We start from the raw sequence: 24,812 nt of genomic DNA on the forward strand, positions 1-24,812 counted from the left end.
TTTTGTCGTCTGCTAAAGTTTTGCAGCGGCTAATCGATGCAGAATTAACGCGTACCTAATTGAATTATCTATATTTGACTATACAACCTGAATAATATGAAAGCACAAGACGATTATTTGGCGATTAATCGGGCATCGTGGAACAATAGAACGGATGCGCACATCAAATCATCTTTTTATGATATGCCCGGCTTTTTAGAGGGCAAAAGTTCTTTGAAAGATATTGAACTTCAATTGTTGGGTGATGTGCGTGGCAAATCCATCCTGCATCTGCAATGTCATTTTGGACAAGATTCTATTTCCTTGAGCCGCTTGGGCGCAGCGGTGACTGGTGTTGATCTATCTAATAAAGCAATCGATAGCGCGATAGATATTGCTCGGCAAACCAATTCTTCTGCAAAATTCATTTGCAGCGATGTGTATGATTTACCAGCACATTTGGATGAGCAGTATGATATTGTATTTACCAGCTATGGTGTGATTGGCTGGTTGCCTGATCTGGATCGCTGGGCCAAAATTATTCGACGTTACCTCAAACCTGGTGGCAAACTGGTTTTTGTAGAATTTCATCCTGTTGTATGGATGTTTGATGAAGACTTTACAAAGGTAGAGTACAACTATTTCAATGCGGGTGCTATCATGGAAAATGAAAATGGTACTTACGCGGACAAAGAGGCGGCTATTAATCAGGATTATGTGATGTGGAATCATGATTTGGGCGAGGTGATGGGAAGTTTATTAGCCAATGGCATGCAGCTAACTCATTTTGAAGAATATGATTACTCGCCTTACGATTGTTTTAGTCATACAGTAGAATTTGAACCCGGCAAGTTTCGGATCAAACATCTGGATAATAAGATTCCGATGTTGTATGCGTTGGTAGCTAGTAAGATATAATCAATATTGGCACCTATATTGATGCAGAAAATTTGAAAAAATGATCATTATGAATGGCTTAATAATTCTTCACGTACTGCACGGCATCTTCGTCTTATGTACTACCTGGCATGCGTACGTCGTATTTCGCAAGAAGATTTTGCGCCGCTAATCACTCTGGATTTGCTGTCTTTTTTGGCTGTATGTTCAATTGCTAAAACCTTTTATGATACAATTTGGATAGTTTATGAACTAAATTGATAGATTGCTACAAGCATTAATGTCTAAATTCGTTATAGATTATTGTCTACAACTAATCCACAATGCCGATATGCTACCTGTGTCGGCATTGTAACCATTGTAAATTGAACTAATTCTTGTACAGATGTTTTTGAAGTTTTCTAAAATTTCTTTCCCCATTGCAACGGGGGCTTTGTTGTTATTTGGTTTCGCTAATTCTACGCTTAACGATTCCAACGCTATTCAATCTGCCGATTCCCTACTAACTTATGCCAATCCAGTTTTCGAACCGATCTTGGCAGATCCATCTGTTTATCGCGATTCGGATAGCGGAGAGTTCTATGCCTACGGTACACAGGATAATTGGGGTGATGGACACGGAAGTCGGTTGGTACCAATCTTAAAGTCGACCGATTTGGTACATTGGAATTTGATTGGAAATGCGCTGCGCGAAAAACCAACTTGGAAATCGAAAGGTGGAATCTGGGCTCCGGATGTTGTGAATGTTAAAGACCAATATCATTTGTATTATGCTTATTCGACATGGGGTGATGCCAATCCCGGTATTGGGTTGGCGATCGGTCAATCACCCGAAGGGCCATTTACTGATCAGGGAAAAGTATTTGACAGTAAAAGCATCGATGTGCCCAACTCCATTGATCCCTTTTACTACGAAGATAAGGGAAAAAAGTATTTGTTTTGGGGCAGCTTCAGCGACGCGCCAACGCAAGGTAATTTTGGCATTGAACTGACAGACGATGGTTTAGCAATCGCTCCGAATGCGCAAAAATTTAAAGTTGCAGCGGGCGATTTTGAAGCGGTCATTATCCACAAAAGAAAAGATTATTACTACTTCATTGGATCGAAAGGCAGTTGTTGCGAGGGCAGGAAAAGTACGTACCGCGTGTTAGTCGGTCGTTCGCGTACGCTGCAAGGTCCTTATCTCGATAAAAATGGAAAGGATATCGCCGAGCGCGGCAATGGTACCTTATTACTCAAAGGTAATTCTAGATTTGTCGGTACAGGTCACAATTCGCGTATCATCTCCGATGATAAAGATCAAGATTGGATGCTGTACCATGGTATCGATACGCAAAATGATCGCGTGGAAAGTGGTACATCAAGACGCGTGCTGATGTTGGACCCGATTCGTTGGCAGGACGATTGGCCGACTGTAGCTGGGGATACCGCTAGCTTTGCGCCGCAAGCCGCACCTTATTTCAAAAAATAACCTATTGTAATCCAGGGATAGATCTGCTAATCAATTAGTTTGATGCTTCTCGAAATGTTTAAATACTATGATAAAACAATTTCTGACGGGCGTGGTGATGGTCGCGCTCACCTTGTCTGCTACGGCACAATCTACTAAAAGTGATTTGCGGGCTCCGGCGTATCCATTAATCACGATCGATCCTAATACCAGTGCTTGGTCGTACACCGATGAATTGTACGGATCCACCATGAAGCACTGGACAGAGCGTCCATTTCCTTTGTTAGGCGTACTAAAAGTGGGCGATGACACATACCGATTTATGGGAACGGAAGAAGTGGAGGTATATGCTTTGCTGTCCATGGGAGAAGATACGGCTTGGGAAGGGAAATACACAACGAAAAAACCTGCCGGTGATTGGTTTTCTCCAAAATACAATGCGAATGGCTGGCAGACGGGAAAAGGAGCTTTTGGAACGCCCGACAGTGAGAAAGCTTCTAAAACAGCATGGAATGAAGAGAAAATATGGGTGCGCCGCCCATTCACATTAGATCAGGATCTGACAGGTAAAACAGTTTATCTCGAGTACTCGCATGATGATGATGTGGTACTTTATCTGAATGGGGTAGAGGTGGTGAACAGCGGACCTGCAACTGGCAAAAATAAACGTGTTAAATTATCTCCCGAACAAACAGCAAAGCTACCAAAGGCGAGCACCTAATCGCAGGGTACTGTCACAATACCGGCGGGAATGGTTTCTTTGATGTAGGTGTGGTAGTCGAGAAAGATACGCCGCGATCATTTGAGAAAACCGCACAACAGATCTCGGTCGATGTACAAGCGATGCAAACGCATTATACCTTTCGATGTGGCGATGTGGATCTTAAAATTACGTTTACGGCGCCTTTATTTCTGGATGATTTAAATCTAGTTGCGCGTCCAGTAAACTATATCTCGTACGAGATCAAGAGCGATCAACCTCGCGAGATGTCGATTTATCTAGAAGCGGCGCCTAATTGGGCTTTAAATGTGCCTTCGCAAGCGTCAACTTCGTCGACCAGTAAACAAGGAAATCTATTATTTGCCAAAACAGGTAGTGCCCAACAGCCAATTTTGCAACGTAGCGGAGATCATATTAATATAGATTGGGGCTATTTTTATCTCGCAGGAAGTGACCAAAATGGTAGCGTAGGTACTGGTGGTAGTCAGTCCTTGCGCAAAGCATTTGCCGCAGGCAATGATATTGCTGCGGTGAGCGGAGTTGGATCCGATGGACATCAAAATATAGCATACACAAAATCATTTCGTGTAAACGGAACGCACAACGATCATATCATGGTGGGCTATGATGATGTATATTCTATTCAATATTTTGGCGAAAACTTGCGCGGTTATTGGAATGTGGATGGAAAAAATACCATCGAAGCGGTATTTGCTAAAGCAGATCAACAATATAAGATGTTACGCAAGCGAGCGGATGCCTTTGATGCGGATTTTATGCGTCAATACACGGCTACAGGTGGTAAGGAATATGCGGAATTATGTGCACTGGCTTATCGCCAATCGATAGCCGCACACAAATTGGTGGAAGCGCCGAATGGCGATTTGATGCTATTATCGAAAGAAAATGATAGCAATGGATCGATTGGTACCGTGGATGTCACGTATCCCTCTGCGCCACTGTATTTGTATTACAATCCTGAACTGGCCAAAGCATTGTTAAATTTCATATTTGCTTATAGTGAAAGTGGAAAATGGACAAAACCTTTTGCTGCTCATGATATCGGCACGTATCCATTGGCCAATGGACAGACCTATGGTGGCGATATGCCTATTGAAGAATCGGGCAATATGCTAATCCTGACGTATGCCATAGCGCGTATGGAGCAACATGCTAAGTACGCTGAAAAACATTGGGATGTATTGACCACATGGACTGATTATCTGGTAGAAAATGGTTTGGACCCCGATAATCAACTATGTACCGATGATTTTGCAGGACATTTTGCACATAATGCGAATCTATCCATTAAAGCAATTGTAGGGATTGGTTCTTATGCAAAATTGGCCGGCATGTTGGGCAAGAAAGATGTGGCCGCGAAGTATGAAGCGATTGCGAAAGACATGGCCGCCAAATGGAAAAATATGGCCAATGATGGTGATCATTACCGCTTGACCTTTGATAAATCGGGTACATGGAGCCAAAAATACAATATGGTGTGGGATAAACTGTTTGATATGGGCTTTTTCGACAAGGACATCATTGATACAGAAATCGCCTATTACCTAACAAAGCAAAACGAATATGGTCTTCCGCTCGATAACCGAGAAACGTATACGAAAACAGATTGGATCTGTTGGACGGCCACCATGGCCAACGACAAAGCTACTTTCGAGCAATTCGTAAAACCAGTGCATCACTTTATGAATAACTGTACGACGCGTACACCGATGTCGGATTGGGTATTTACGGATAAACCGGTGCGCAGAGGTTTCAAGGCTCGGTCTGTAGTAGGCGGATATTTTATCAAAATGTTGGAAGAAAAGATCGCTAAGCAGTAATTAGCATAACACGTATTTCCGACAATAATAAAAGCGGCTCATTGGAGCCGCTTTTATTGCTATTAGATAGGTGGTGTGGATGCCTAATTGACAAATACGTTCTTAAACGTTCTTGCCATGGCAAGTCCGGGCTGTTGTTTAGTGTAATGGATGACAACCGAGTTAGTTGAATTGGTTATGACCCATTTCCTATAGCTGTTTTGATGTTACAAATGCATAAAATTGGATTAAGCTATGTTCTTGAATAATCCTGTTAGGCAATACGCTTTACTATTTTTTAAGTTTATATGTTGGTTAGACATTATTTATGAAGTCAAAATTGACTATTGTACCGATGATAAAATTTACAATCTGTCTCAATAAATAGTTAAATCGTCTCAATATCAGCACGATAACGTTTTCGCTTGAACAAAAGTGAAGCGATTTGGACACGTGCTACCAAAAACATTAATCCTATTTACTTAGTTAAGGATACTGATTGACGATAGCATTTATAGCGAAAAACCTTATGGCAGTAATCACAACTTTTGCAGAAAGAGTAATTGATTTTAATAAGCAACTTGTCTATGATGGCGAGCTTCCTGAAGGATTTGGAGTGCTCAACCCATACCTAGACAATCCCGAAACGATGGAAGTAATGCGGCAATTTTATGAGAAGTATTATAGCGACCAAGAACAGCGCAAATTTCTCATCGGCATAAACCCCAGTCGCCATGGCGCTGGGGTCACGGGTGTTCCTTTTACGGATACTAAGCGATTAGAAAGTATTTGTAGAATACCGATGAAATCGGCACACACGCACGAGATTTCATCGGTTTTTATGTACGATGTAATCGCAGCGTATGGCGGTCCCGACACTTTTTATCGAAAATACTATATCAACTCGCCGTTTCCATTAGCGCTTATTCGCTTTCAAAATGGGAAGTGGGTTAATGCCAACTATTATGATGATAAGCAGCTTTTCGATATGGTGAAAGGTTTCATGATTAGGTCACTTCAGAAGCATATTAGTTTGGGGTTAGATACTTCCGAAGTAATAATACTAGGTAAAAAGAATGCAAAATTTATCCAGAAGCTCAATCAAGAGGCAAATCTTTTTGATCGGTTGATCACGGTGGATCATCCGCGCTTTATTCAGCAATACAAATCGCGCGAAAAACAACTTTATATCGACAAATATTTAATTGCTTTAAGTAAGTAGTATCAAGTATATAATGTAGAAGATCTCATCAAATTTCACCTCAGTCGATGCTGCCCATCGCCTTTAAATGATCCATAATCACTTGATCGACAGCAGAAGTTTTGTATTTATCACGGTGCTGTAGCCATTCAAAGCATTCAACTTCATTAGAAGGGCGAAGCGAACCTTCAAAATCTGCAAAGTAACATCGCATGCGAACCACTACACCGGCCTTGCTTTGATCTGCTTGTGCCTCAAACACATCAAGGAAACGAATTGATGAGCGGATAATATCTACATTCAGCTCTTCTTTTACTTCGCGTTCTAAGCATCGCACGTCAGACTCCTGTTGTTCTCTTTTTCCTCCCGGAAAATAGTATACTGTTCTATTTTTAGATCGAGTGCTCAGCACCCGTTTGTCTGCAATACAGATCCAAGCAACTTTGTCAATAAATGTATTAGCCATGCTTGCAGTCCGATTTTTAGTGCGGAATTTTTTCGGTTAGTACTTCGTTTTGCGCCAGATCATAATAGGTGCAAGTCATATTTTCGACATGTATTTTCCATTTTTCTATGCCGTTTTCTGCGCACATGTGCAAGAAAGTCGTATAATCTGTTTTACCTTGCTGATGGGCTAATAGTTGTGCCTGAAATACGGCGATATTTGCCTGATCCGCTATAACGATAGGAGCGTAATGCGCAGGTGTTTGAACCGTATAATCGTCTTTCCCATGATAGTCAACACGGCCATCACTAACATATGCTTCGTAATGCGTAACCCCCAACTTTTTAATAGCTTGCATATAAGCTGGGAAATCTGCGCCAGATTTTACCTTGCTATGCGCTGTCTGTAATTGCTCTGCTGTAAACATAGTTTTCCTCTTTTTAAGTATTTACTTTATCAACAATGATGTATTTTAAATTTAGGTATTCGTGTTTAATAAAAAGATCTGAAATTATAAATTTTACGTAAGGCCACCAATTGAAAAAGTGGAGTAGAACTCATCATAAAAGGCTCTAAAGGTTCAGTTCCGTAGTGTGATTTGGAAATAAAAAAAGCCTTTATATCGCATTGATATAAAGGCTTTTGTACCTAGGGCGGGAATCGAACCCGCACTCCTTTAACAGGAACAGGATTTTAAGTCCTGCGTGTCTACCAGTTTCACCACCTAGGCAAGCTATGAGCGAAAGACGAGATTCGAACTCGCGACCCCGACCTTGGCAAGGTCGTGCTCTACCAACTGAGCTACTTTCGCTAATGGTGTTGCAAATATAGGTAGAAAAAGCATATGCAAAAATTTTTTGTGCTTCTAAGGCGACTTATACGGACTAATCGCCTAATAATGCGCCAATTATTTTTATTCGTGAAGTACTACCGGGCTATAGTACTGACGCTATCGCTATACAATATTTACTGGTTTGATTTTTGTAAAGGATGTCACAGAATAATGGATTAAATCGAACGTATGAAAATAGTACATCTACTTATAACGATAGGATTTTTGATAGGGATCAAGGCGCAGGCAGACACCTATCCAGAAGTGATTTTTGATAATAGTCTTATAAAAGGTGTTTACGCCAAAAGCGAAATTCGTTGTGAAGGAGGAAGTTGGATCGAGAATGTTGATAAGCATTTACCCGTTTCCGATAGCATTTTTTTCACACCAGGCAACTCCCTTTCGTTGCGATACGAAAGTGCTGAAGGCGGTTATTGGGAGGCCGCTATCAAGTACAGTCGTCAAAAATATCATTATCGAATATCTCATAAAGACATGTTAGTGTTGAAATTGTACGTGCATTCGGACAAAACGACAAGTAAGCAACTGCCGTCTCTGTCGATACGGCAGAAAGATAACGATAGTGAACGTGTCAATCTTGCAAATTTTATTGAAGATTATAATGTCAATACTTGGTTAGATGTACGTATTCCAATATCTAAAATTAGGGGAGTCGATGTCGAAAGCGCTATCAAAGCAGTCGTATTACATCAGCAAGGCGGAGGCTCACATCATATGTATGTTGATCAAGTTGAGTTTTTACCGGCAAATTATTCCAAAGTACGACTTACATCGCCAGCGGTGCTGTCTAAAGTAACACCATATGATAAGAACATCCATTTGCAATGGCAATTACCATTGACGCCGAGCATACGGTACGTCAAGATTTATCGTTCGGAAGATAAAAAAATCTTCGAACCGGTCGCTATCCGCCCGATCAGCATGCAGGGAGGTTTGGATTATGTGCCTGCTTTGGACAAGACTTATTATTATAAAATTGCTTGGGTAGATTACGATTACAAAGAATCGCCATACTCAGCTATTCAAGAAGTAAAACCGGTAAAACTAGCTGATCAACAAGTGTTTGATCTAATTCAACGCTCGCACGTCAACTATTTCGTTGATAATTATGATATCAATAGTGGTATGCATACTCCATTTCGTCAACAGGGTAGAGCGGTAGTTTCGACGAATGAAACTGGACTGGCGCTATTAGCATTAATCGTTGGCGTAGAGCGAGGGTACGTATCCAAAAATACATTTACTCATCGCGTAAAACGAGTCGTTGATTTTTTGGAAGCAGTTCCGGAGCGGCATGGCGTGTTTGCATCTTTCTACGATGGCAGAAAGAAAGAGCCCATTTATATGGATGCGCGTCCAAATTATAGCGTGCCCTCCACCACGACCATCTTGCAATCGTTGTTGATCGTGCGACAATATCTTAGTGGTGAGGGAGAAGATGAAGTTTATATACGAGGTAAGATTAATAAACTGTGGGAAAACATCAACTGGCCCGCACTAGTAATGGCCGATACAGAAGATGTGCTCAGAGCAGATGTTGGCGTATTGGAAGAACTTACAGAGATCAAGCCTTTGGGCGGATTCAATGAAAGTATGAATACCTATATATTAGCTGCGGCATCTACCAAAAGCGGTATTTCGCCTGATGGTTTTATCAACAATCTGCCATACGATTACCAGACCTCAAACACGTTGTTTACTGATAGTTTGGATGAGTTGGAAGCTGAGTATTTAGTACAAAATCAGCAACAGCTCAACGCTACTCTAGAATCGGATATGAGTGATCTTGATCAGGCTTTGCAGCGACAAAACATATTGCGAGATACGGTTATGTATGGTGTGCGCGTACCATTTGGTGAACTTACACAGCGCAATCTGCTGTCGATGTACACACCATTTCTAACCATAGATCCGACCATTGCAAACACCAAGGATTTTGCATTTGCCGACATATTGAAACGCTATACTAATTACGTGAAAAGAAGAGATAATGAAGCAGGGCGCGGTGCGCGCAATACAGCATTATGGGGTTATCAGTCAGAAATAGATCCAAAAGCCAATTCACATATCAATCCAGCCATCAGCGTATCATCCGTGGCAGTAGACTTTGATAAAGGATTACAAGCCCTGTTGTCCCTCTATAATGAGTATGGTGAAATTTTACTCACCGAATATGGATTCCGTGCCTGGATAGACTTAAAAAATCATGATGTATCAGACGAATATTTATCGCTAAACCAAGCTTCGGTAGCCATCATGATTGAGAATGCACGTACCGGACTGATCTGGAAGCTCTACAAAGAAGTGCCCGAAATCAAGGCTGTACAAGAAAAGATATTTGTCCAAAGCAGTTTGAATTAGATTTGCTATATTTACAAAAAACGAATAAACGTTACCAGTCATGATAAAAAGGATCAATCTTCTCACTGTTGGCATCGCAGCAGCACTGTCTTTCTATTCTTGTAAGTCCAAGAATATCATGGTAAACCCAGGAGCAGTTATTTCCAAAGATGGCACTGATGATGGTCTCAACAATGTTAAAGGAGAATTTAAAGACGCTTCACGTACAAAAGAAGGCATTAAATTTACCTTATCTTCCGATCTATTGTTTCCTAGCAATTCTTCCTACCTAACGAATGCAGCAAAGGCAGAATTAGATAAATTATCTGATTTATTAAATGCCGATCGCAATAAAAAAATTCGTGTAGATGGCCATACCGATTCTACGGGTGAAGCTGGCTATAATCAATGGCTTTCCGAGAAGCGTGCAGCCTCAGTAAAAGCGTACTTGGAATCAGCCGGTGTGTATGGCTCTCGCGTTAGTACAAAAGGCCATGGGCAAACATCGCCAGTTGGAGATAATAAAACGCCAGAAGGTCGTCAGAAAAATAGAAGAGTCGAGATCGTGATCCTCGACTAAAAGGCTGTCTGCCAAATCTATATAAAAAAATAAAGAGCAGCATATATCATGTGCTGCTTTTGTCGTTATAAATAAATCAGGTTTATAGTCCATGTATATTATATTCGATACCGAAACCACTGGCTTACCAAAACGTTGGGATGCGCCGATTACCGATACAGATAATTGGCCGAGGTGTATCCAGATTGCTTGGCAACTGCATGATGAAATGGGGAATCTGATCGAGCATCAGGATTTTTTGATTCGTCCGGATGGCTTCAATATTCCTTACGATGCCGAGAAGATACACGGAATATCTACCGAATTAGCGGCAGAGGAAGGTATTTCCATTCTCGATGCGTTGCATAAGTTTAATGAGGCGCTAGGCAAAGCCAAATTTGTGGTCGGTCAGAATGTTGGTTTTGACATCAATATCATGGGCTGCGAGTTTTATCGATTCGGAATCGATTCAGCTATGGCAACGATGCCCTTATTGGATACCTGTACCGAGGTTACAGCCAATTTGCTCAAAATTCCGGGAGGACGAGGCGGTCGATTTAAGTTGCCGAACTTAACGGAATTACACCAATATCTCTTTGGTGTACCATTCGCAGAAGCGCACAATGCTACCGCCGATGTGGAAGCCACGACGCGTTGCTTTTTTGAGCTGGTACGTCAGGAAGTATTTACGGCCGAAGATCTGCAAACCGATACAGGCTACTTTGTAGATTTTAAAACGCACAATCCGCAGACCATTCCAACTGTAGGTCTGCAACATGTGAACCTCAAAGCAGCATCGCAAGCGCTGCGCGCTGAGCAGTCGGACGATGCCAGTAGGGTCGTTGTCGACAAAAGTTTGTTGGCCGATCTCGAGCATGCGCCCTTTGCACACCTGCACAATCATTCACAATTCTCTGTACTGCAATCTACTATTTCGGTGGATGGTTTAGTAGACGCCGCGATCAAACAAGGACATCAGGCAGTCGCACTTACCGATCATGGCAACATGATGGGTGCCTTTAAATTTGTAAGCAAGATCTTCGATCATAACAAATCTGTCGAGGGTAAGCGAAAAGAGGCCGAGGAAAGCGGCGAACACTACGATGGACAAACGATAAAACCAATTGTAGGTTGCGAATTTTACGTCTGCGAGGATCGTACAGATAAGACACGTAAAGACAATGGATATCAGGTCGTCTTTTTAGCTAAAAATAAACAAGGTTATCACAATCTTGCCAAAATGTCGTCGGTGGCCTATACCGAAGGATTCTATTATGTACCTCGTATAGATAAAACTACCGTTGAAAAATACAAAGAACATCTAATCGTGCTCTCTGGCAACCTATATGGCGAGATTCCATCAAAAGTACTCAACATCGGTGAAAGCCAAGCAGAAGAAGCGTTGCTCTGGTGGAAGGAGCAGTTTGGAGCAGATTTGTATCTAGAAATCATGCGCCACGGGCAGGAAGATGAGTCGCGTGTCAACGAAACGTTGATCCAATTTTCCGAGAAGCACGACGTCAAGCTAATAGCCACCAATAATACCTATTACGTCAGTAAAGCCGACGCGCACGCGCACGATATTCTACTCTGTGTGAAAGACGGCGAAAAGCTATCTACGCCCAAAGGTCGAGGACGCGGCTACCGATTTGGTTTTCCTAATCAGGAATATTACTTCAAATCCGATGCGGAGATGAAAAAAGCATTTGCCGATCTGCCGCAGGCGATTCTGAATATTCAGGAAGTGATCGATAAAGTTGAGGCATATTCGCTGCATCGCGATGTATTACTTCCCAAATTTATCATTCCCGAACAATTCCAATCTGAAGAGGATCTTGTAGATGGAGGTAAGCGTGGGGAAAATGCATTTTTACGTCACCTCACGTATGTAGGAGCGGAGAAAAGATATCCTGAGCTGACGCCAGAAATTCGAGAACGATTAGATTTTGAACTGGCAACCATCGAAAACACGGGTTATCCAGGTTATTTCTTGATTGTACAAGATTTTATTGCAGAGGCACGAAAAATGGGCGTGTCGGTAGGGCCGGGAAGGGGATCCGCTGCCGGATCCGCTGTAGCCTATTGTCTAGGCATTACCAATATTGATCCGATTGCGTACGATCTACTGTTCGAGCGTTTTCTGAATCCAGATCGTGTTTCCATGCCCGATATCGATATTGACTTTGATGACGAAGGTCGAAGCCGCGTCATGCAATACGTGATCGATAAATATGGCGCGTCGCAAGTCGCGCAGATCATTACCTACGGTACCATGGCGGCCAAATCATCTATCAAAGATACCGCTCGTGTATTGGACTTGCCGCTATCCGACGCCAACGAAATTGCCAAACTGATCCCCAATTTAAAACTTAGTAAAATCTTCCAGTTAGAAGAGAAAGCGTTAAAAGATGCCCTGCGTGGCGACGAGTTGGAGGCCGTGAAGCGATTGAAAGATATTGCTGATGGCGCTGGATTGGAAGCAGAAACTATTAAGCAAGCGCGCGTACTAGAAGGATCCATGCGCAATACCGGTATTCACGCCTGTGGTGTCATCATTACGCCAGATGATATTACCAATTTCGTACCGGTGTCCGTTGCCAAAGATTCGGATCTGTACGTTACGCAATTCGATAACTCGGTGGTCGAAAGTGCTGGATTATTGAAGATGGACTTTTTGGGGCTGAAGACACTGACGCTGATCAAAGATACAGTAGTAAACGTACGCCTACGCCACCATGTAGAGCTCGATCCTGATTTGTTCCCGATCGACGATCGGCTGACGTACGAATTGTTTCAGCGTGGAGAAACAGTCGGTGTATTCCAGTACGAGTCGCCTGGCATGCAGAAATACATGAAAGAACTGAAGCCGACGGTTTTTGCCGATTTGATTGCGATGAATGCCTTGTACCGCCCCGGTCCGATGGAATACATTCCTTCCTTCGTAAAACGTAAACACGGTATCGAGCCGATCACGTACGACTTGGATGCCTGCGAGGAATATCTGCAAGAAACCTATGGCATCACCGTATACCAAGAGCAGGTGATGTTGCTGTCGCAAAAGCTGGCTGGATTTTCAAAAGGTGATGCTGACGTACTACGTAAAGCGATGGGTAAGAAGCAGAAAGCTGTATTGGATAAGATGAAGCCAAAGTTTGTGGATCAAGCGGCAGCAAAAGGACATAATCCCAAAACGCTCGAAAAAATCTGGACCGATTGGGAAGCCTTTGCTAGTTATGCATTCAACAAATCGCACTCCACCTGTTATGCTTGGATCGCATACCAAACCGCTTATTTGAAAGCGCACTATCCGGCCGAATACATGGCTGCAGTACTTTCCAATAATATGAACGATATCAAGCAGGTCACATTTTTTATGGAAGAATGTCGACGTATGGGCTTAGTGGTACTAGGGCCAGATGTCAATGAATCGCATTATAAATTTACAGTAAACGACGAAGGTGCGATCCGTTTTGGAATGGGAGCCGTGAAAGGTGTAGGAGCCGGTGCCGTCGATACCATTGTACAAAATCGTGACAAAGGCTTGTACAAATCCATATTTGATATGGCCAAGCGTATTGATTTGCGCGCCGCAAATAAGAAAGCCTTTGAAAGCCTCACGTACGCCGGAGGCTTTGATAGCTTTACCGATACACATCGCGCACAGTACTTTAACAAAGATGGCGATCAGACTACTGGTTTGGAGAAGGCGATTCGATTCGGACAGCGTTTCAAAGAAAATGAAAGTTCTGCACAAGCCAGCTTGTTTGGCGGCGGTGGCGCTGCGGAGCTACCGGAGCCCGTGTTGACACCCTGTGCACCTTGGGGCTTGGTAGAAAAACTGAAATACGAAAAAGATGTAATCGGTATTTATCTTACCAATCACCCGCTAGATAGTTATAAGTTTGAAATGAATCACTTTTGTGCGAATAAGGTGTCTGATCTTCAGCTTATCAATCAAGCAAAAGCATCGGAAGTAGATGAAGAAATAACCCAGCAATTTGCTAAAATAAAGAACCGGGAAATAGTAATTGGAGGTATCGTAGCGGCAGCGTCGCACCGGGTATCACAGAAGAATGGGAAACCTTTCGGCTCTTTTGTAATCGAAGACTATTCGGATTCTTTTGAGATTATGGCCTTTGGTGAAGACTATGTCAAGTTTAAAGGTTATTTGCAAGAAGGCTATTTCATTCAGGTACGTGGTATTGTACAAGAGCGCTTCAAGCAGGTCGGTAACTGGGGCTTTGAACTACGAAGCATTCAATTACTTTCGGACTTGCGCGATAAGATGGCTAAATCATTCACCATACAAGTGCCTTTACAATCATTGAACGACGAATTTGTACAGCATTTAGAAGATTTGATTGATCTTACCGTAGTTGAAGACCAGCAAGCAAACTGTCAGCTCAAATTCAAAATCCTAGATATGCAGGATGAGTTAGCGGTTGAAATGCCTGCAAAAAAGATCAAGATTAACCTTACCAACGAGTTTTTAGAACGTCTCGAAGAACTCGAATATGTCAAATATAAATTGAACTGATCCTAAGTAAGAAGTTATTAATTACATTTTTTGGACACGGCACTAACAAATGAATAGCTATATTTGTTATCAGAGATAAATTAATAGGAATAATATTATGGCATTAGAAATTACAGATAGCAACTTCGACGAAGTGGTTTTGAAATCAGATAAACCAGTTTTAATAGATTTCTGGGCAGAATGGTGTGGCCCTTGCCGCATGGTTGGTCCCGTTGTAGACGAGATCGCGAAAGATTATGATGGCAGAGCTGTTATTGGTAAAGTTAACGTAGATAACAATCCAGATATCTCCGTTCGTTACGGTATTCGCAACATCCCTGCTTTGTTATTTTTCAAGAATGGAGAAATCGTCGACAAACAAGTAGGTGCAGTACCTAAATCGGTATTAACTGAAAAATTAGATAAGCAATTGTAAGCTTCAAAAGAGATTTTCCTTCGCAGATCTTAATCTGCATCTATAAAAGGCGAAGCCAATCGGGCTTCGCCTTTTATATTTTATCTACTTCAAAGATGAAAGTACCGACCGTAATAAACAAAAATGCCGTAGCTTGGGAGACTACGACATTTATTGAGAAGAGATAATGTACTTGTAGGATTTATATTTATTTAGATTAAATATAAATAATAAGACAAATATACATTACGCGGTGCAAATCAGCAACTATGTAATCGGAAATAACATTATAGATTCCGCAATTTTTTGATTCCCACTTGAGCCGCTGTGAATTCTGTTGAGCATTCGGCACTTTTTAACGTCCAATCGAGCTAAGGAGATATTTTATCCTATTAATTATGTAAACGGGCAACAGCGCGTGTGAGGTATTAAGCGAAAAGAATGGGCAAACAGCTTTATCACGTAGCACTCCTTAGGTTCTTAGGATGAGTGAGAGATAGTTCGCGGCAATGTAAGCAAGCTACTTAAAAACAGAAAAGCGACGAAAATTCGTCGCTTTTCTGTAGTGGAGATTATCGGAGTCGAACCGATGACCTTTTGGCTGCCAGCCAAACGCTCTAGCCAGCTGAGCTAAACCCCCATAGGTTTTATTTGCATGCAAATATACTATTAAAGGTATAATAACAAAACAAATTCGATACAAAAATCAACCGTTATTCAGCACTTTCCAACAACTGCATTTCATACAAGTTGGCATACTCGCCTTGCTGTTGAAGTAGCGATTCGTGCGTACCACGTTCTACAATTTCACCCTTGTCCATTACCACAATTAGATCGGCATTTTTGATCGTCGAGATACGATGCGCGATAAAAATGCTCGTTTTACCTTTCATGATACGTGATAAGTTGTGCAAGATCTCTTCTTCCGTCTTCGTATCCACAGCAGATAGGCAATCATCAAAGATGAGAATTTGCGGATCTTTTACCAACGCGCGAGCGATAGATAATCGTTGCTTTTGCCCGCCAGATAATGTCACTCCACGCTCGCCTATATAAGTTTCAAAGCCTTCTTCGAATCGTATGATATTATCATAAACGGCAGCGTCTTTAGCGGCTTGTTGTATCTTCTCGTCGTCCTGCACATCAAGGCCAAAAGCAATGTTTCGAGCTATCGTATCCGAAAAAAGAAATACCTGCTGCGGTACGAAACCGATTTGGCTTCGCAAATTGGCGGTTTGCAGATCTCTTATATCGTGCTCGTCATACAGAATGCGTCCTTGATCCGTGTCGTACATCCTTAATAGCATATTGGCTAGTGTCGTTTTACCAGATCCTGTACGACCGATCAATGCAACGGTCGTTCCCGGTGCAATATCTAAATCAATATTTTTTAATGCCTGAATACCTGTACTTTCATATGTATACGATACATTTTCTATACGTATCCTTCCTTTCAATTCTTCGCTTGCACTTCCATTTGGAATGTCAGACGGCGTTTGTAGAAATTCATTTATTCGCTTTTGCGAAGCCGCAGCTCGCTGGATCAGTGAGGTTACCCAAGCCAAGGACATTGCAGGGAATGTAAGCTGATTGACATAAATGATGAATTCTGCGATATTACCGGCGGTGATTGTACCTTTGCTCAACTCCAAGCCACCCACATATACGGTAATGATGGTGCTCATTCCGATCAAAAGAATTATTAAAGGAAAAAAATAAGCCTGTACACGAACCAGGTCGAGCATGCGATCCTTATATTCATTGCTTTCAATGACGAACATTCCCAACTTTTGTTGTTCTTTCGTATATGTTTTGACTACTCGAATACCTGAGAAAGTTTCCTGCACAAATGAAGATAGCTTAGATAGCTTCGATTGGATTAGCGTACTGCGCTGATTAATCATTTTGTTGACAACCAAAATAACAGCAGCTAAAATTGGAATGGGTAATAAAGAATAGGTAGCCAGCGTAGCATTTACACTATACATCGCGTAGATAATCATGATTGACAAGACCACTGTATTAATCGCATACATTACCGCAGGGCCAAGATAATTACGAACCTGATTAACGTCTTCCGTGACGCGGCTCATCAAATCTCCAGTTTTATTGCGCCGATAAAAACTGAAATCCAATGCCTGATAATGTTCGTAGATTTCATTTTTGATGTCGTACTCGATCCTTCTAGATGTCAAAATCAAGGTTTGGCGCATTAAAAATAAAAATATTCCCCTAATCAAAGATAAGATCAGAACCACCGCACCGAAGAATAATAAACTGGTGCCAAATACGGTATAAATTATGTTCTGACGTTCAAAGCCATCGTACAATCGATACATATCGATGTTTTCTTGCACCAAATCAAATGCTTCGCGGATCACTTGCGCAGGTAAAATACCGAAATAGTTAGATATGATGACAAAGAGTATACCTGGGATGACATGCCAGCGGTATTTGTAGAAATATTTATTGAGGTAGGAAAGCTCTTTCATGTGCTACAAAAGTACGCAAATATCTCCGATCTGATTTCTAATTTTTCTGAGCATATAATGAGTTTACGACAGTTTTGCATTTGATATAATTAAATTCTACACATGAAATATTATTTCTAATTTTGCGGAGCACAATTCAATAGATAAATACCATGAGTCAGCAACAAGGCCAATCTTTGTTTGATTTGATGAAAGCATCAGATCACCAAAATTTATTTTTCTGTCAAGATCCTGATGTAGGATTGCAGGCTATCGTAGCGATTCACGATACCACTTTGGGGCCAGCGATTGGCGGCGTGCGGATGTTGCCTTACGAGTCTTTTGATGATGCTATCGAAGATGCATTGCGTTTATCAAAAGCAATTACCTACAAAGCTTCACTGGCTGGACTAAACCTGGGAGGCGGTAGTGCTATTATTCTTGGAAATCACCGCACCGAGAAAACAGAACTATTGATGCGCCGTTTTGGACGTTTTGTAGAAGGATTAAATGGTAATTTTATCGCCAGTACAGATGTGGGCACTTCGCAAATCGACTTAGAACATATTCATGCCGAGACAGATTATGTGGCTGGTTTGCCGGCTTCATTAAATGGTGCTGGCGATACAACCGTATTTGCTGCCAAAGGTGTTTTTTATGGAATCAAAGCGGCCATTAAAGAATTGTATGGAGATGATAACCTAGCCGGACGTAAGATTGCGGTAGAAGGCGTTGGAAGCGTTGGCGAGCATTTGGTAGCGCTCCTGCGTGGAGAAAATGCACGCGTGTATGTGACTGATATGACCGAAGAACGCAAGATGAAGATCGCCGCCAAATATAAAGCCGAACCATTGACATATGCGACTAGCTTTGAGCATGATATCGACGTTTATGCACCTTGTGCATTAGGCGGAACGGTAAATCCTGAATCGGTACCGCGTATGCGTTGCAAAGTAATTGCTGGCTCTGCCAACAATCAGCTGAAAGAAGAGGAGCGAACTATTCAATTATTGAAAGATCACAATATACTGTACGCACCAGACTTTTTGATCAATTCAGGAGCATTGATTAGTTGCTATTCTGAACTGGAAGGATACGGTGCTGAGCGCACTGAATATCTTATCCGTCATATCTATACTGCCACACGTCATGTTATCCAAAAGGCCAATGAGGATCATGTGTCTACTTACGAAGCTGCCAAACAATTGGCAGAAAAACGTATCTTTGACCTTCGAAAATTGAAATAAGCGTACTGAAGGCTTATTTCTTATTTAAATATCATAATTGTTCGTTCTTATATACACACTCGTTCTTTAAAAATGTTAAACAGAAGACATCTCCGCGTAAAAGTTATGCAGGCGCTTTATGCGTATTCCCTTACTGAGGATAAAAGTATCAAAGATTTTGAAAAAGCTTTATTCAGAAGCATAGAAGAGGTAGATCATATGTACATATGGACCTTAAATCTGTTGGATGAAGTGGCTGAATACGTGGTAATTGACTCGGAAGGGCGTGGAAAAAAATGGTTGCCATCTGATCAAGACAAGTTTTTGTCTTCGACGAAGTTGAATAATAATGCTTTTATCGACAGCTTACGTCAAAACAGAGAGTACGTCGAGAAGGTGAAAAAATACAAAGTTGACTGGAGCTTCGATCCAGAGATCGTACGTTCTGTATATGCACAGCTCACCGCCTCTGATACGTATACCGCTTACTTGCAAGAAGAAGATCGTTCTATTGCAAAAGAGAAGGATATCATAAAATTTATATTCAAGAAAATCATCCTTAAAACACCTAACATAGAACAAGCGCTTGAGGCACGTTTTATTGATTGGTCGGTTGATAAGGAAGTATTGCAAGCGATGATAGCTAAAACTTTCAAGAATTTCTCTAATGACGATCCGGCGAAAAATAAGTTAGCAGATCTCACACCAAATTGGGCTGAAGATCAAGATTACGTACAAGATCTGTTATCAAAATCAATACGCTATCAACAAGAATATGCTGTACTAGTGGGCGATAAAACTAAAAACTGGGAATCTGACCGTATCGCATTGATGGATAGCTTGCTAATGCAAATGGCCATTACAGAGTTATTGCATTTTCCGACGATCCCGGTGAAGGTTACGATGAACGAATACATCGAGATATCAAAAGATTACAGTACGGCGAAAAGTAGTACCTTTATAAATGGTATCTTAGATAAAATTTTGTCGGACTTGAAGCAAAAAGGAAGAATTCGCAAAGAAGGCCGAGGATTACAAGATTAACATATCAGAACAAATAAGGCTATGAAGCATCTAAAAAACATAGCTGCAGGTTTAACATTACTGCTGCTATTTGCCTGTAATAATGCAGGTAATACATCCGATGAGCAAAATTCGGATTCAACAGCTGTTGCTGAGGTAGCTAAGGCTACAACGGGCAATGGCGAGATTTCATTTGTTGATGAAGTGTATGATTTCGGTCAAATCACTGATGGTGAAGTTGTTGAGCATACATTTAAGTTTACAAATACAGGTACAGAGCCCGTCATTGTATCACGCGTATCTACATCATGTGGTTGTACTACACCAGAATATACCGCTACACCAGTAGCGCCAAACAAAGATGGTGAAGTAAAAGTGCGTTTTGATAGCCACGGACAATCCGGAAAACAGCAGAAGATCATCACCGTCGTTTCTAATGCTAAAAATAATATTCAAACGATTCAACTCAAAGGCGAAGTAAGTTAAGCGACTTCGTTACTATCTAAAATAAATCTAATACTTAATATAATGCTATCAACAATTTTATTACAAGCTCAAGGAGGTGGACTAGGTATGTTCCTTCCGATGATTTTGATTTTCGTGGTTTTCTATTTTTTCATGATCAGACCACAAATGAAGAAACAAAAAGATCACAAAAAATATATTCAAGAATTAGGTGTAAATGCTAAAATCGTAACTACTGCCGGTATTCACGGTCGCATCGTAGAAGTTGGTGAAACCTCTTTCTTGGTAGATGTCGGCTCAGGCGTAAAAATACGTTTTGATAAATCTGCCGTATCTTTGGATGCGTCTAAAGCGCTTAACGTAGAAAAAGTTGAAAAGAAAGACGCGTAAGTGTTTTGCTGATAATCATTGGAAAGCCATTCTACTTTACAGAGAATGGCTTTCTTGTTTTTAAAAGTGGTGGAATTTTAATGGGTTTATGCTAAATTCGTAGTTATGCCAACACGTCGATTTTCCAAAATTCAGAAACGAAAGATCAATGTTTTTCTACGTTGTCTGGCTGTATCCTTTGTCGCGTGGTCTTTATTTGCCATTTCAAGTAGCTACGATTTTCTACAAATGGCGCGAATTAGCTATGTGAATCTTCCCGAAGAAAGGGCGTTTCACCCGCTACAATCGGAGATGGTACAAGTTCGCTTGCGTATGAGCGGATGGGATATATTGGTCAAAACTTTTAAACCTGATACCGCTCGCCTTGAGGTAGACCTTGGCGGACTAAAAACCAGAAACTTTATTGCCTTTAGCAACCAAATCGGTTTTGTCAACAAGCAATTTCCCCTTAACAAACAAGCCGTCTCCGTCTTACCAGACACGTTGTTTTTCGATTTTTCGAAACAAATACAAAAACGTGTACCCGTTAAGCCTGTTTATGGTATTACGTACCGCAAGCAATATGGTATTGTTGGAGAAATACGTACTAACCCAAGCTTTGTAACAATTACTGGCCCAGCCGAAGATGTAGACGAAATTGCCTACATCGAGACAGACAGTATCAAAGGTGAACTATTAGATAGTGACGTAAGAACGGTTAGCTACCTTAATCGCAAAAACAAGACAAATATTGCCATCTATCCTACATTTGCAGAAGTGTTCATTCCTATAGGTGAGATGACAGAAAAAATAGTTGAATTACCGATACGGATTCAAAACGCCGAATCGTATACTTCGGTACGTACTATGCCAGGTAAAGTTAAGGTCACGTTATTAGTTTCACTTTTAGATTATGGCAAATGGACTACCCGAGATTTTGAAGCGGTAGCCGATGTAGAGGATTGGACGCGTGGACGTGCTACGAGTTTGCCTATACAAATAACCAAAATACCGCCTTATTGCCAGGTATTACGAATCGAGCCACAAAACATTGACTTTTTTGTACGTTTATAATTATGGGAATCAGAGTAGGGATTACTGGTGGGATTGGCGCTGGCAAAAGCATCGTTTGTAAGCTTTTCCAGGTGTTGGGAATTCCTGTATATGATGCTGATAAAGAGGCTAAAAATATCATGGTGACGGATGCGTCGGTTATAGGTTCACTTAAGGCAGCTTTCGGTGACCAAGTTTATAAGACATCGGGCGAATTAGATCGTGCATATTTGTCAGATCGAGTATTTAATGATGAAGAACAGTTAAACTTGCTCAATAGTATTGTCCACCCTGCGGTGATTCGTGCTGGTGAGCTTTGGGCACAGGCACAGACTGGTCCTTACTCATTAAAAGAAGCTGCATTGTTATTTGAGAGTGGTTCTTATAAAAAGCTGGATTTTACCATTATGGTCACAGCAAATGAAACAATTCGTATACAACGCGTCATGAAGCGCGATAACGTCACAGAAGAACAAGTACGCGCAAGAATGGAGAAGCAATGGCCTGATACTAAAAAAACTATTATGGCCGATGCAATTATCACTAATGATGGCGTAGAATCGCTAATCGCACAAGTGATGACCTTACACGAGCGTTTAATTAATGATGAAAGATAAGACGATTCTCTCCGATTTCTTGGTAAAAAAAGGAGATGCCTATTATTGTCGCTACGGTGACTTTTATATCGATGCCTTGTATCCCGTTAAGACTGCGATTATCTCTCACGCGCACGGCGATCATGCAAGCCCCGGTCACCTAGATACGTACGCTACGCCTTTTACCGTTGCATTTATGCAACACCGGTTTCCTAAATATCCGCGGGAGGCGTACCATATAGTTCCTTTCGATACTTCTTGGGAACTTAACGGCATACGCATTACCCTGCTCCCGGCAGGGCATATTTTAGGTTCGGCTCAGATCCTCATGGAATATCAAGGTGTACGCTATCTGTACACGGGTGATTATAAATTACAGGAAGATCCAACATGCGAATCCATTCAATTAGTGCAGGCCGATGTATTAATTACCGAAACGACCTTTGCCGATCCTGCTGTAAAACATCCCGATCCTGTGGCCGAAATCCAGCAACTAAACACGATTAATAACAATATTTTGTTAGGCTGCTATACGCTTGGAAAAGCGCAACGCATCACCTATCTGCTGAATACTTATTGTCCAGATAAAACCGTATTACTGCATCATCGTATGACGATGGCACATCGGTTGTACGATGATTATAGCCCTGTAACGTTACGTTATAAAGTGTACGGGCGTAAAGATATGAAGGAGGGAGCTACTAATAAGGTTTATTTGGTGCCACCACTGACGTTTAATAGTTACTTTCGAGCCACCAACGTTACCCGAGTATTTGCATCGGGCTGGGCTAGGTTGCAGCAACATAACGATCTCTCCTTATACATTTCGGATCATGTTGATTGGACAGATCTATTGCATTATATTGCTTTGGTGAAACCTTCTGAAATATGGACTATACACGGTGATGGTGCAAAATTGAAAACCCATTTAGAGAACCAGATTGCTGTACGAGATATCCTATCTATATCCTGAAGGCATTTAAGCTGGCTGCCCACTACGCTAATGACTTCAATCGATCAAACCTTGTTTGAACAGCATCCATATAGGAGATTGTTCCCGTACTTTACTGACGGCCTCGGTTAGTTGATTCACTGTAATATCTAGTTCTTCCAACGTCGTATATTTACTAATAGATATGCGTAGCGTACATCGTGCGAGCTCTTCAGACAGGCCCATTGCGATCAGCACATGCGATGGTGCTCGACTGCCTGTTACGCAGGCAGAACCTGTAGAAAAGACGATTTCTGGTAATCTGCCAATTAATTCAGCAGCAGGTACGTGCTTTATACTTAGGTTTATCGTATTGGCCAAGCGCGGAGCATTTGCTCCATTGATGAAAATATGTGGTATTCTTGCTACTATTGCATTTTCAAAGTGATCGCGGAGTTTGGCTATTTCTTTCCATTCATCTGTATCCATGCGTTGAATCGCTTCCCCAAATCCAACTATGGCAGGTACATTGTAGGTGCCACCGCGAAGTGCTCCTTCTTGATTTCCACCGACGATTAATGGTTCTATCTGAGTAGGTTTATTTTTATGGCGCCGTATGTATAAAGCACCAATACCTTTCGGTCCGTGAAATTTGTGGGCACTTAGGCAAAGCATGTCTATTGGTATTTGTGCGAGATCCAATGCGTGCTGTTTACCAATATACTGCGTAGCATCGCAAAAAAATAACACACCATTCTGCTGGCATATTTTGGCAATTTCAGCAATAGGATGCACCACACCTGTTTCATTGTTTGCAGCCATGATGCATACCAAAATTGTTTCTGGAGTAATTGCTCGAGCCAATTGATCTGTATCGATCTGTCCGTTGTCTAAGACGGGTAAGTAGGTGAGGCGACTACCTTTGCTTTCCATCTGCAAGCACGTTTCCAGCACGGCTTTGTGTTCGGTTTGGCAGGTGATGATATGGTTTCCGATAGCGCTGTATCGAGCAACCACTCCTTTTATAGCAAGATTGATCGCTTCAGTTGCGCCACTTGTGAAGATCAATTCATCTGCGTTTTGTATACAAAGTGCCTTCGATATTTGCTGACGAGCACGCGCGATTGCCTCGCTAGCATTTCTGCCAAATCGGTGTTGAATGCTGGATGCATTGCCGTACGATTCGCTGAAATAGGGTAGCATTGCTGCTAACACATCATCATTTATACGAGTAGTAGCATTATTATCCAAGTATATCATCGCATAAAAGTAATATTTCTACACGAAGAAACCGCCCCAAAATGCGCGACTAATCTTTTGACTGAATAAGCACGTAATAACGAAATGCGACAATGGCCTGCTGTAATTTGGTCAATCTTGCAGGATCTAATTGGCTATAACTTGGTAGTACAGCTTTATTTAATCTATTGAGGAAACCGAAAAACAGTTTTTTCATGTGCCTTTGATTTTATCAAAGATAAC

At 41.5% G+C, this 24,812-nt stretch carries 21 protein-coding genes and 3 tRNA genes; 16 read left to right on the forward strand and 8 right to left on the reverse strand.

Going from position 1 to position 24,812, the window contains the following annotated elements; genetic code table 11:
• The first annotated feature begins 96 nt into the window (after positions 1 to 96).
• The 5 genes from A0125_RS00445 (at position 97) to A0125_RS00460 (ending at position 6,089) form a co-directional block, all read left to right on the forward strand.
• Complete coding sequence (locus A0125_RS00445) at positions 97 to 897, forward strand: class I SAM-dependent methyltransferase (protein WP_066750452.1); 801 nt, start codon at positions 97 to 99, stop codon at positions 895 to 897.
• Positions 898 to 1,261: 364 nt separating this feature from the next.
• Positions 1,262 to 2,347 carry a family 43 glycosylhydrolase gene (locus A0125_RS00450; protein ID WP_082784826.1) on the forward strand — a complete coding sequence of 362 codons (1,086 nt, stop codon included), beginning with the start codon at positions 1,262 to 1,264 and terminating at the stop codon, positions 2,345 to 2,347.
• 67 nt (positions 2,348 to 2,414) lie between these two features.
• Positions 2,415 to 3,047, forward strand: coding sequence for a DUF4964 domain-containing protein (locus tag A0125_RS15695; protein WP_197464708.1), 633 nt, complete (start codon positions 2,415 to 2,417; stop codon positions 3,045 to 3,047).
• Positions 3,048 to 3,097: 50 nt separating this feature from the next.
• Complete coding sequence (locus A0125_RS00455) at positions 3,098 to 4,888, forward strand: glutaminase domain-containing protein (protein WP_197464709.1); 1,791 nt, start codon at positions 3,098 to 3,100, stop codon at positions 4,886 to 4,888.
• A 508-nt stretch (positions 4,889 to 5,396) separates the two neighbouring features.
• A complete protein-coding gene (locus tag A0125_RS00460) occupies positions 5,397 to 6,089 on the forward strand; it encodes an SMUG2 DNA glycosylase family protein (RefSeq protein WP_231863060.1) in 693 nt (230 codons plus the stop codon).
• 40 nt (positions 6,090 to 6,129) lie between these two features.
• Here A0125_RS00460 and A0125_RS00465 read toward each other — a convergent pair whose 3' ends face one another.
• From A0125_RS00465 to A0125_RS00480, 4 genes are all read right to left on the reverse strand, one after another.
• Positions 6,130 to 6,534: an NUDIX hydrolase gene (locus A0125_RS00465; protein ID WP_066750455.1), complete on the reverse strand. Its 405-nt coding sequence runs from the start codon at positions 6,532 to 6,534 to the stop codon at positions 6,130 to 6,132.
• Positions 6,535 to 6,550: 16 nt separating this feature from the next.
• Positions 6,551 to 6,940: a DUF1398 domain-containing protein gene (locus A0125_RS00470; RefSeq protein WP_066750457.1), complete on the reverse strand. Its 390-nt coding sequence runs from the start codon at positions 6,938 to 6,940 to the stop codon at positions 6,551 to 6,553.
• A gap of 218 nt (positions 6,941 to 7,158) precedes the next feature.
• A tRNA-Leu gene (locus A0125_RS00475) sits at positions 7,159 to 7,243 on the reverse strand.
• 8 nt (positions 7,244 to 7,251) lie between these two features.
• A tRNA-Gly gene (locus A0125_RS00480) sits at positions 7,252 to 7,324 on the reverse strand.
• 210 nt (positions 7,325 to 7,534) lie between these two features.
• Here A0125_RS00480 and A0125_RS00485 point away from each other — a divergent pair.
• From A0125_RS00485 to trxA, 4 genes are all read left to right on the forward strand, one after another.
• On the forward strand, positions 7,535 to 9,727 hold the full coding sequence (locus tag A0125_RS00485; protein WP_066750460.1) for a glucoamylase family protein: 2,193 nt from the start codon (positions 7,535 to 7,537) through the stop codon (positions 9,725 to 9,727).
• A 40-nt stretch (positions 9,728 to 9,767) separates the two neighbouring features.
• The gene (locus A0125_RS00490; protein WP_231863061.1) at positions 9,768 to 10,286 is read left to right on the forward strand and encodes an OmpA family protein; all 519 of its coding nucleotides are present in this window, start codon (positions 9,768 to 9,770) and stop codon (positions 10,284 to 10,286) included.
• Positions 10,287 to 10,377: 91 nt separating this feature from the next.
• Positions 10,378 to 14,802, forward strand: a complete 4,425-nt coding sequence (gene dnaE / locus A0125_RS00495; protein WP_066750463.1) for a DNA polymerase III subunit alpha — start codon at positions 10,378 to 10,380, stop codon at positions 14,800 to 14,802.
• A gap of 97 nt (positions 14,803 to 14,899) precedes the next feature.
• Positions 14,900 to 15,217 (forward strand): thioredoxin, encoded by a 318-nt coding sequence (gene trxA, locus A0125_RS00500; protein ID WP_066750467.1) that lies wholly within the window; start codon positions 14,900 to 14,902, stop codon positions 15,215 to 15,217.
• A 545-nt stretch (positions 15,218 to 15,762) separates the two neighbouring features.
• Here the strand turns inward: trxA and A0125_RS00505 are convergent.
• Both A0125_RS00505 and A0125_RS00510 read right to left on the reverse strand, forming a co-directional pair.
• Positions 15,763 to 15,836: transfer RNA gene (locus A0125_RS00505), tRNA-Ala, on the reverse strand.
• 73 nt (positions 15,837 to 15,909) lie between these two features.
• Positions 15,910 to 17,688, reverse strand: coding sequence for an ABC transporter ATP-binding protein (locus tag A0125_RS00510; protein WP_066750470.1), 1,779 nt, complete (start codon positions 17,686 to 17,688; stop codon positions 15,910 to 15,912).
• Between the two features lie 152 nt (positions 17,689 to 17,840).
• Between A0125_RS00510 and A0125_RS00515 the strand changes: the two genes are divergently transcribed.
• From A0125_RS00515 to A0125_RS00545, 7 genes are all read left to right on the forward strand, one after another.
• Positions 17,841 to 18,914, forward strand: coding sequence for a Glu/Leu/Phe/Val family dehydrogenase (locus tag A0125_RS00515; protein ID WP_066750476.1), 1,074 nt, complete (start codon positions 17,841 to 17,843; stop codon positions 18,912 to 18,914).
• A gap of 72 nt (positions 18,915 to 18,986) precedes the next feature.
• Entirely contained in the window at positions 18,987 to 19,937 is a 951-nt protein-coding gene (gene nusB, locus A0125_RS00520; RefSeq protein WP_066750479.1) for a transcription antitermination factor NusB, read from the forward strand.
• 21 nt (positions 19,938 to 19,958) lie between these two features.
• Positions 19,959 to 20,402: a DUF1573 domain-containing protein gene (locus A0125_RS00525; protein ID WP_066750482.1), complete on the forward strand. Its 444-nt coding sequence runs from the start codon at positions 19,959 to 19,961 to the stop codon at positions 20,400 to 20,402.
• A 42-nt stretch (positions 20,403 to 20,444) separates the two neighbouring features.
• Positions 20,445 to 20,771, forward strand: coding sequence for a preprotein translocase subunit YajC (yajC, locus tag A0125_RS00530; protein WP_066750485.1), 327 nt, complete (start codon positions 20,445 to 20,447; stop codon positions 20,769 to 20,771).
• A gap of 105 nt (positions 20,772 to 20,876) precedes the next feature.
• Entirely contained in the window at positions 20,877 to 21,824 is a 948-nt protein-coding gene (locus A0125_RS00535) for a CdaR family protein (protein ID WP_066750487.1), read from the forward strand.
• 2 nt (positions 21,825 to 21,826) lie between these two features.
• The gene (coaE, locus tag A0125_RS00540; protein ID WP_066750489.1) at positions 21,827 to 22,420 is read left to right on the forward strand and encodes a dephospho-CoA kinase; all 594 of its coding nucleotides are present in this window, start codon (positions 21,827 to 21,829) and stop codon (positions 22,418 to 22,420) included.
• Positions 22,407 to 23,372 (forward strand): MBL fold metallo-hydrolase, encoded by a 966-nt coding sequence (locus tag A0125_RS00545; protein WP_317038789.1) that lies wholly within the window; start codon positions 22,407 to 22,409, stop codon positions 23,370 to 23,372. The genes coaE and A0125_RS00545 overlap by 14 nt, the downstream gene beginning before the upstream one ends.
• Before the next feature lie 36 nt (positions 23,373 to 23,408).
• Here A0125_RS00545 and A0125_RS00550 read toward each other — a convergent pair whose 3' ends face one another.
• Together A0125_RS00550 and A0125_RS15700 are read right to left on the reverse strand one after the other, a co-directional pair.
• Positions 23,409 to 24,590 (reverse strand): cysteine desulfurase family protein, encoded by a 1,182-nt coding sequence (locus A0125_RS00550; RefSeq protein ID WP_066750490.1) that lies wholly within the window; start codon positions 24,588 to 24,590, stop codon positions 23,409 to 23,411.
• A 49-nt stretch (positions 24,591 to 24,639) separates the two neighbouring features.
• Positions 24,640 to 24,786, reverse strand: coding sequence for a hypothetical protein (locus A0125_RS15700; protein ID WP_197464710.1), 147 nt, complete (start codon positions 24,784 to 24,786; stop codon positions 24,640 to 24,642).
• Between the last annotated feature and the right edge of the window lie 26 nt (positions 24,787 to 24,812).

This window comes from Sphingobacterium populi (assembly GCF_001586775.1).
Taxonomy (GTDB): Bacteria; Bacteroidota; Bacteroidia; order Sphingobacteriales; family Sphingobacteriaceae; genus Sphingobacterium; species Sphingobacterium populi.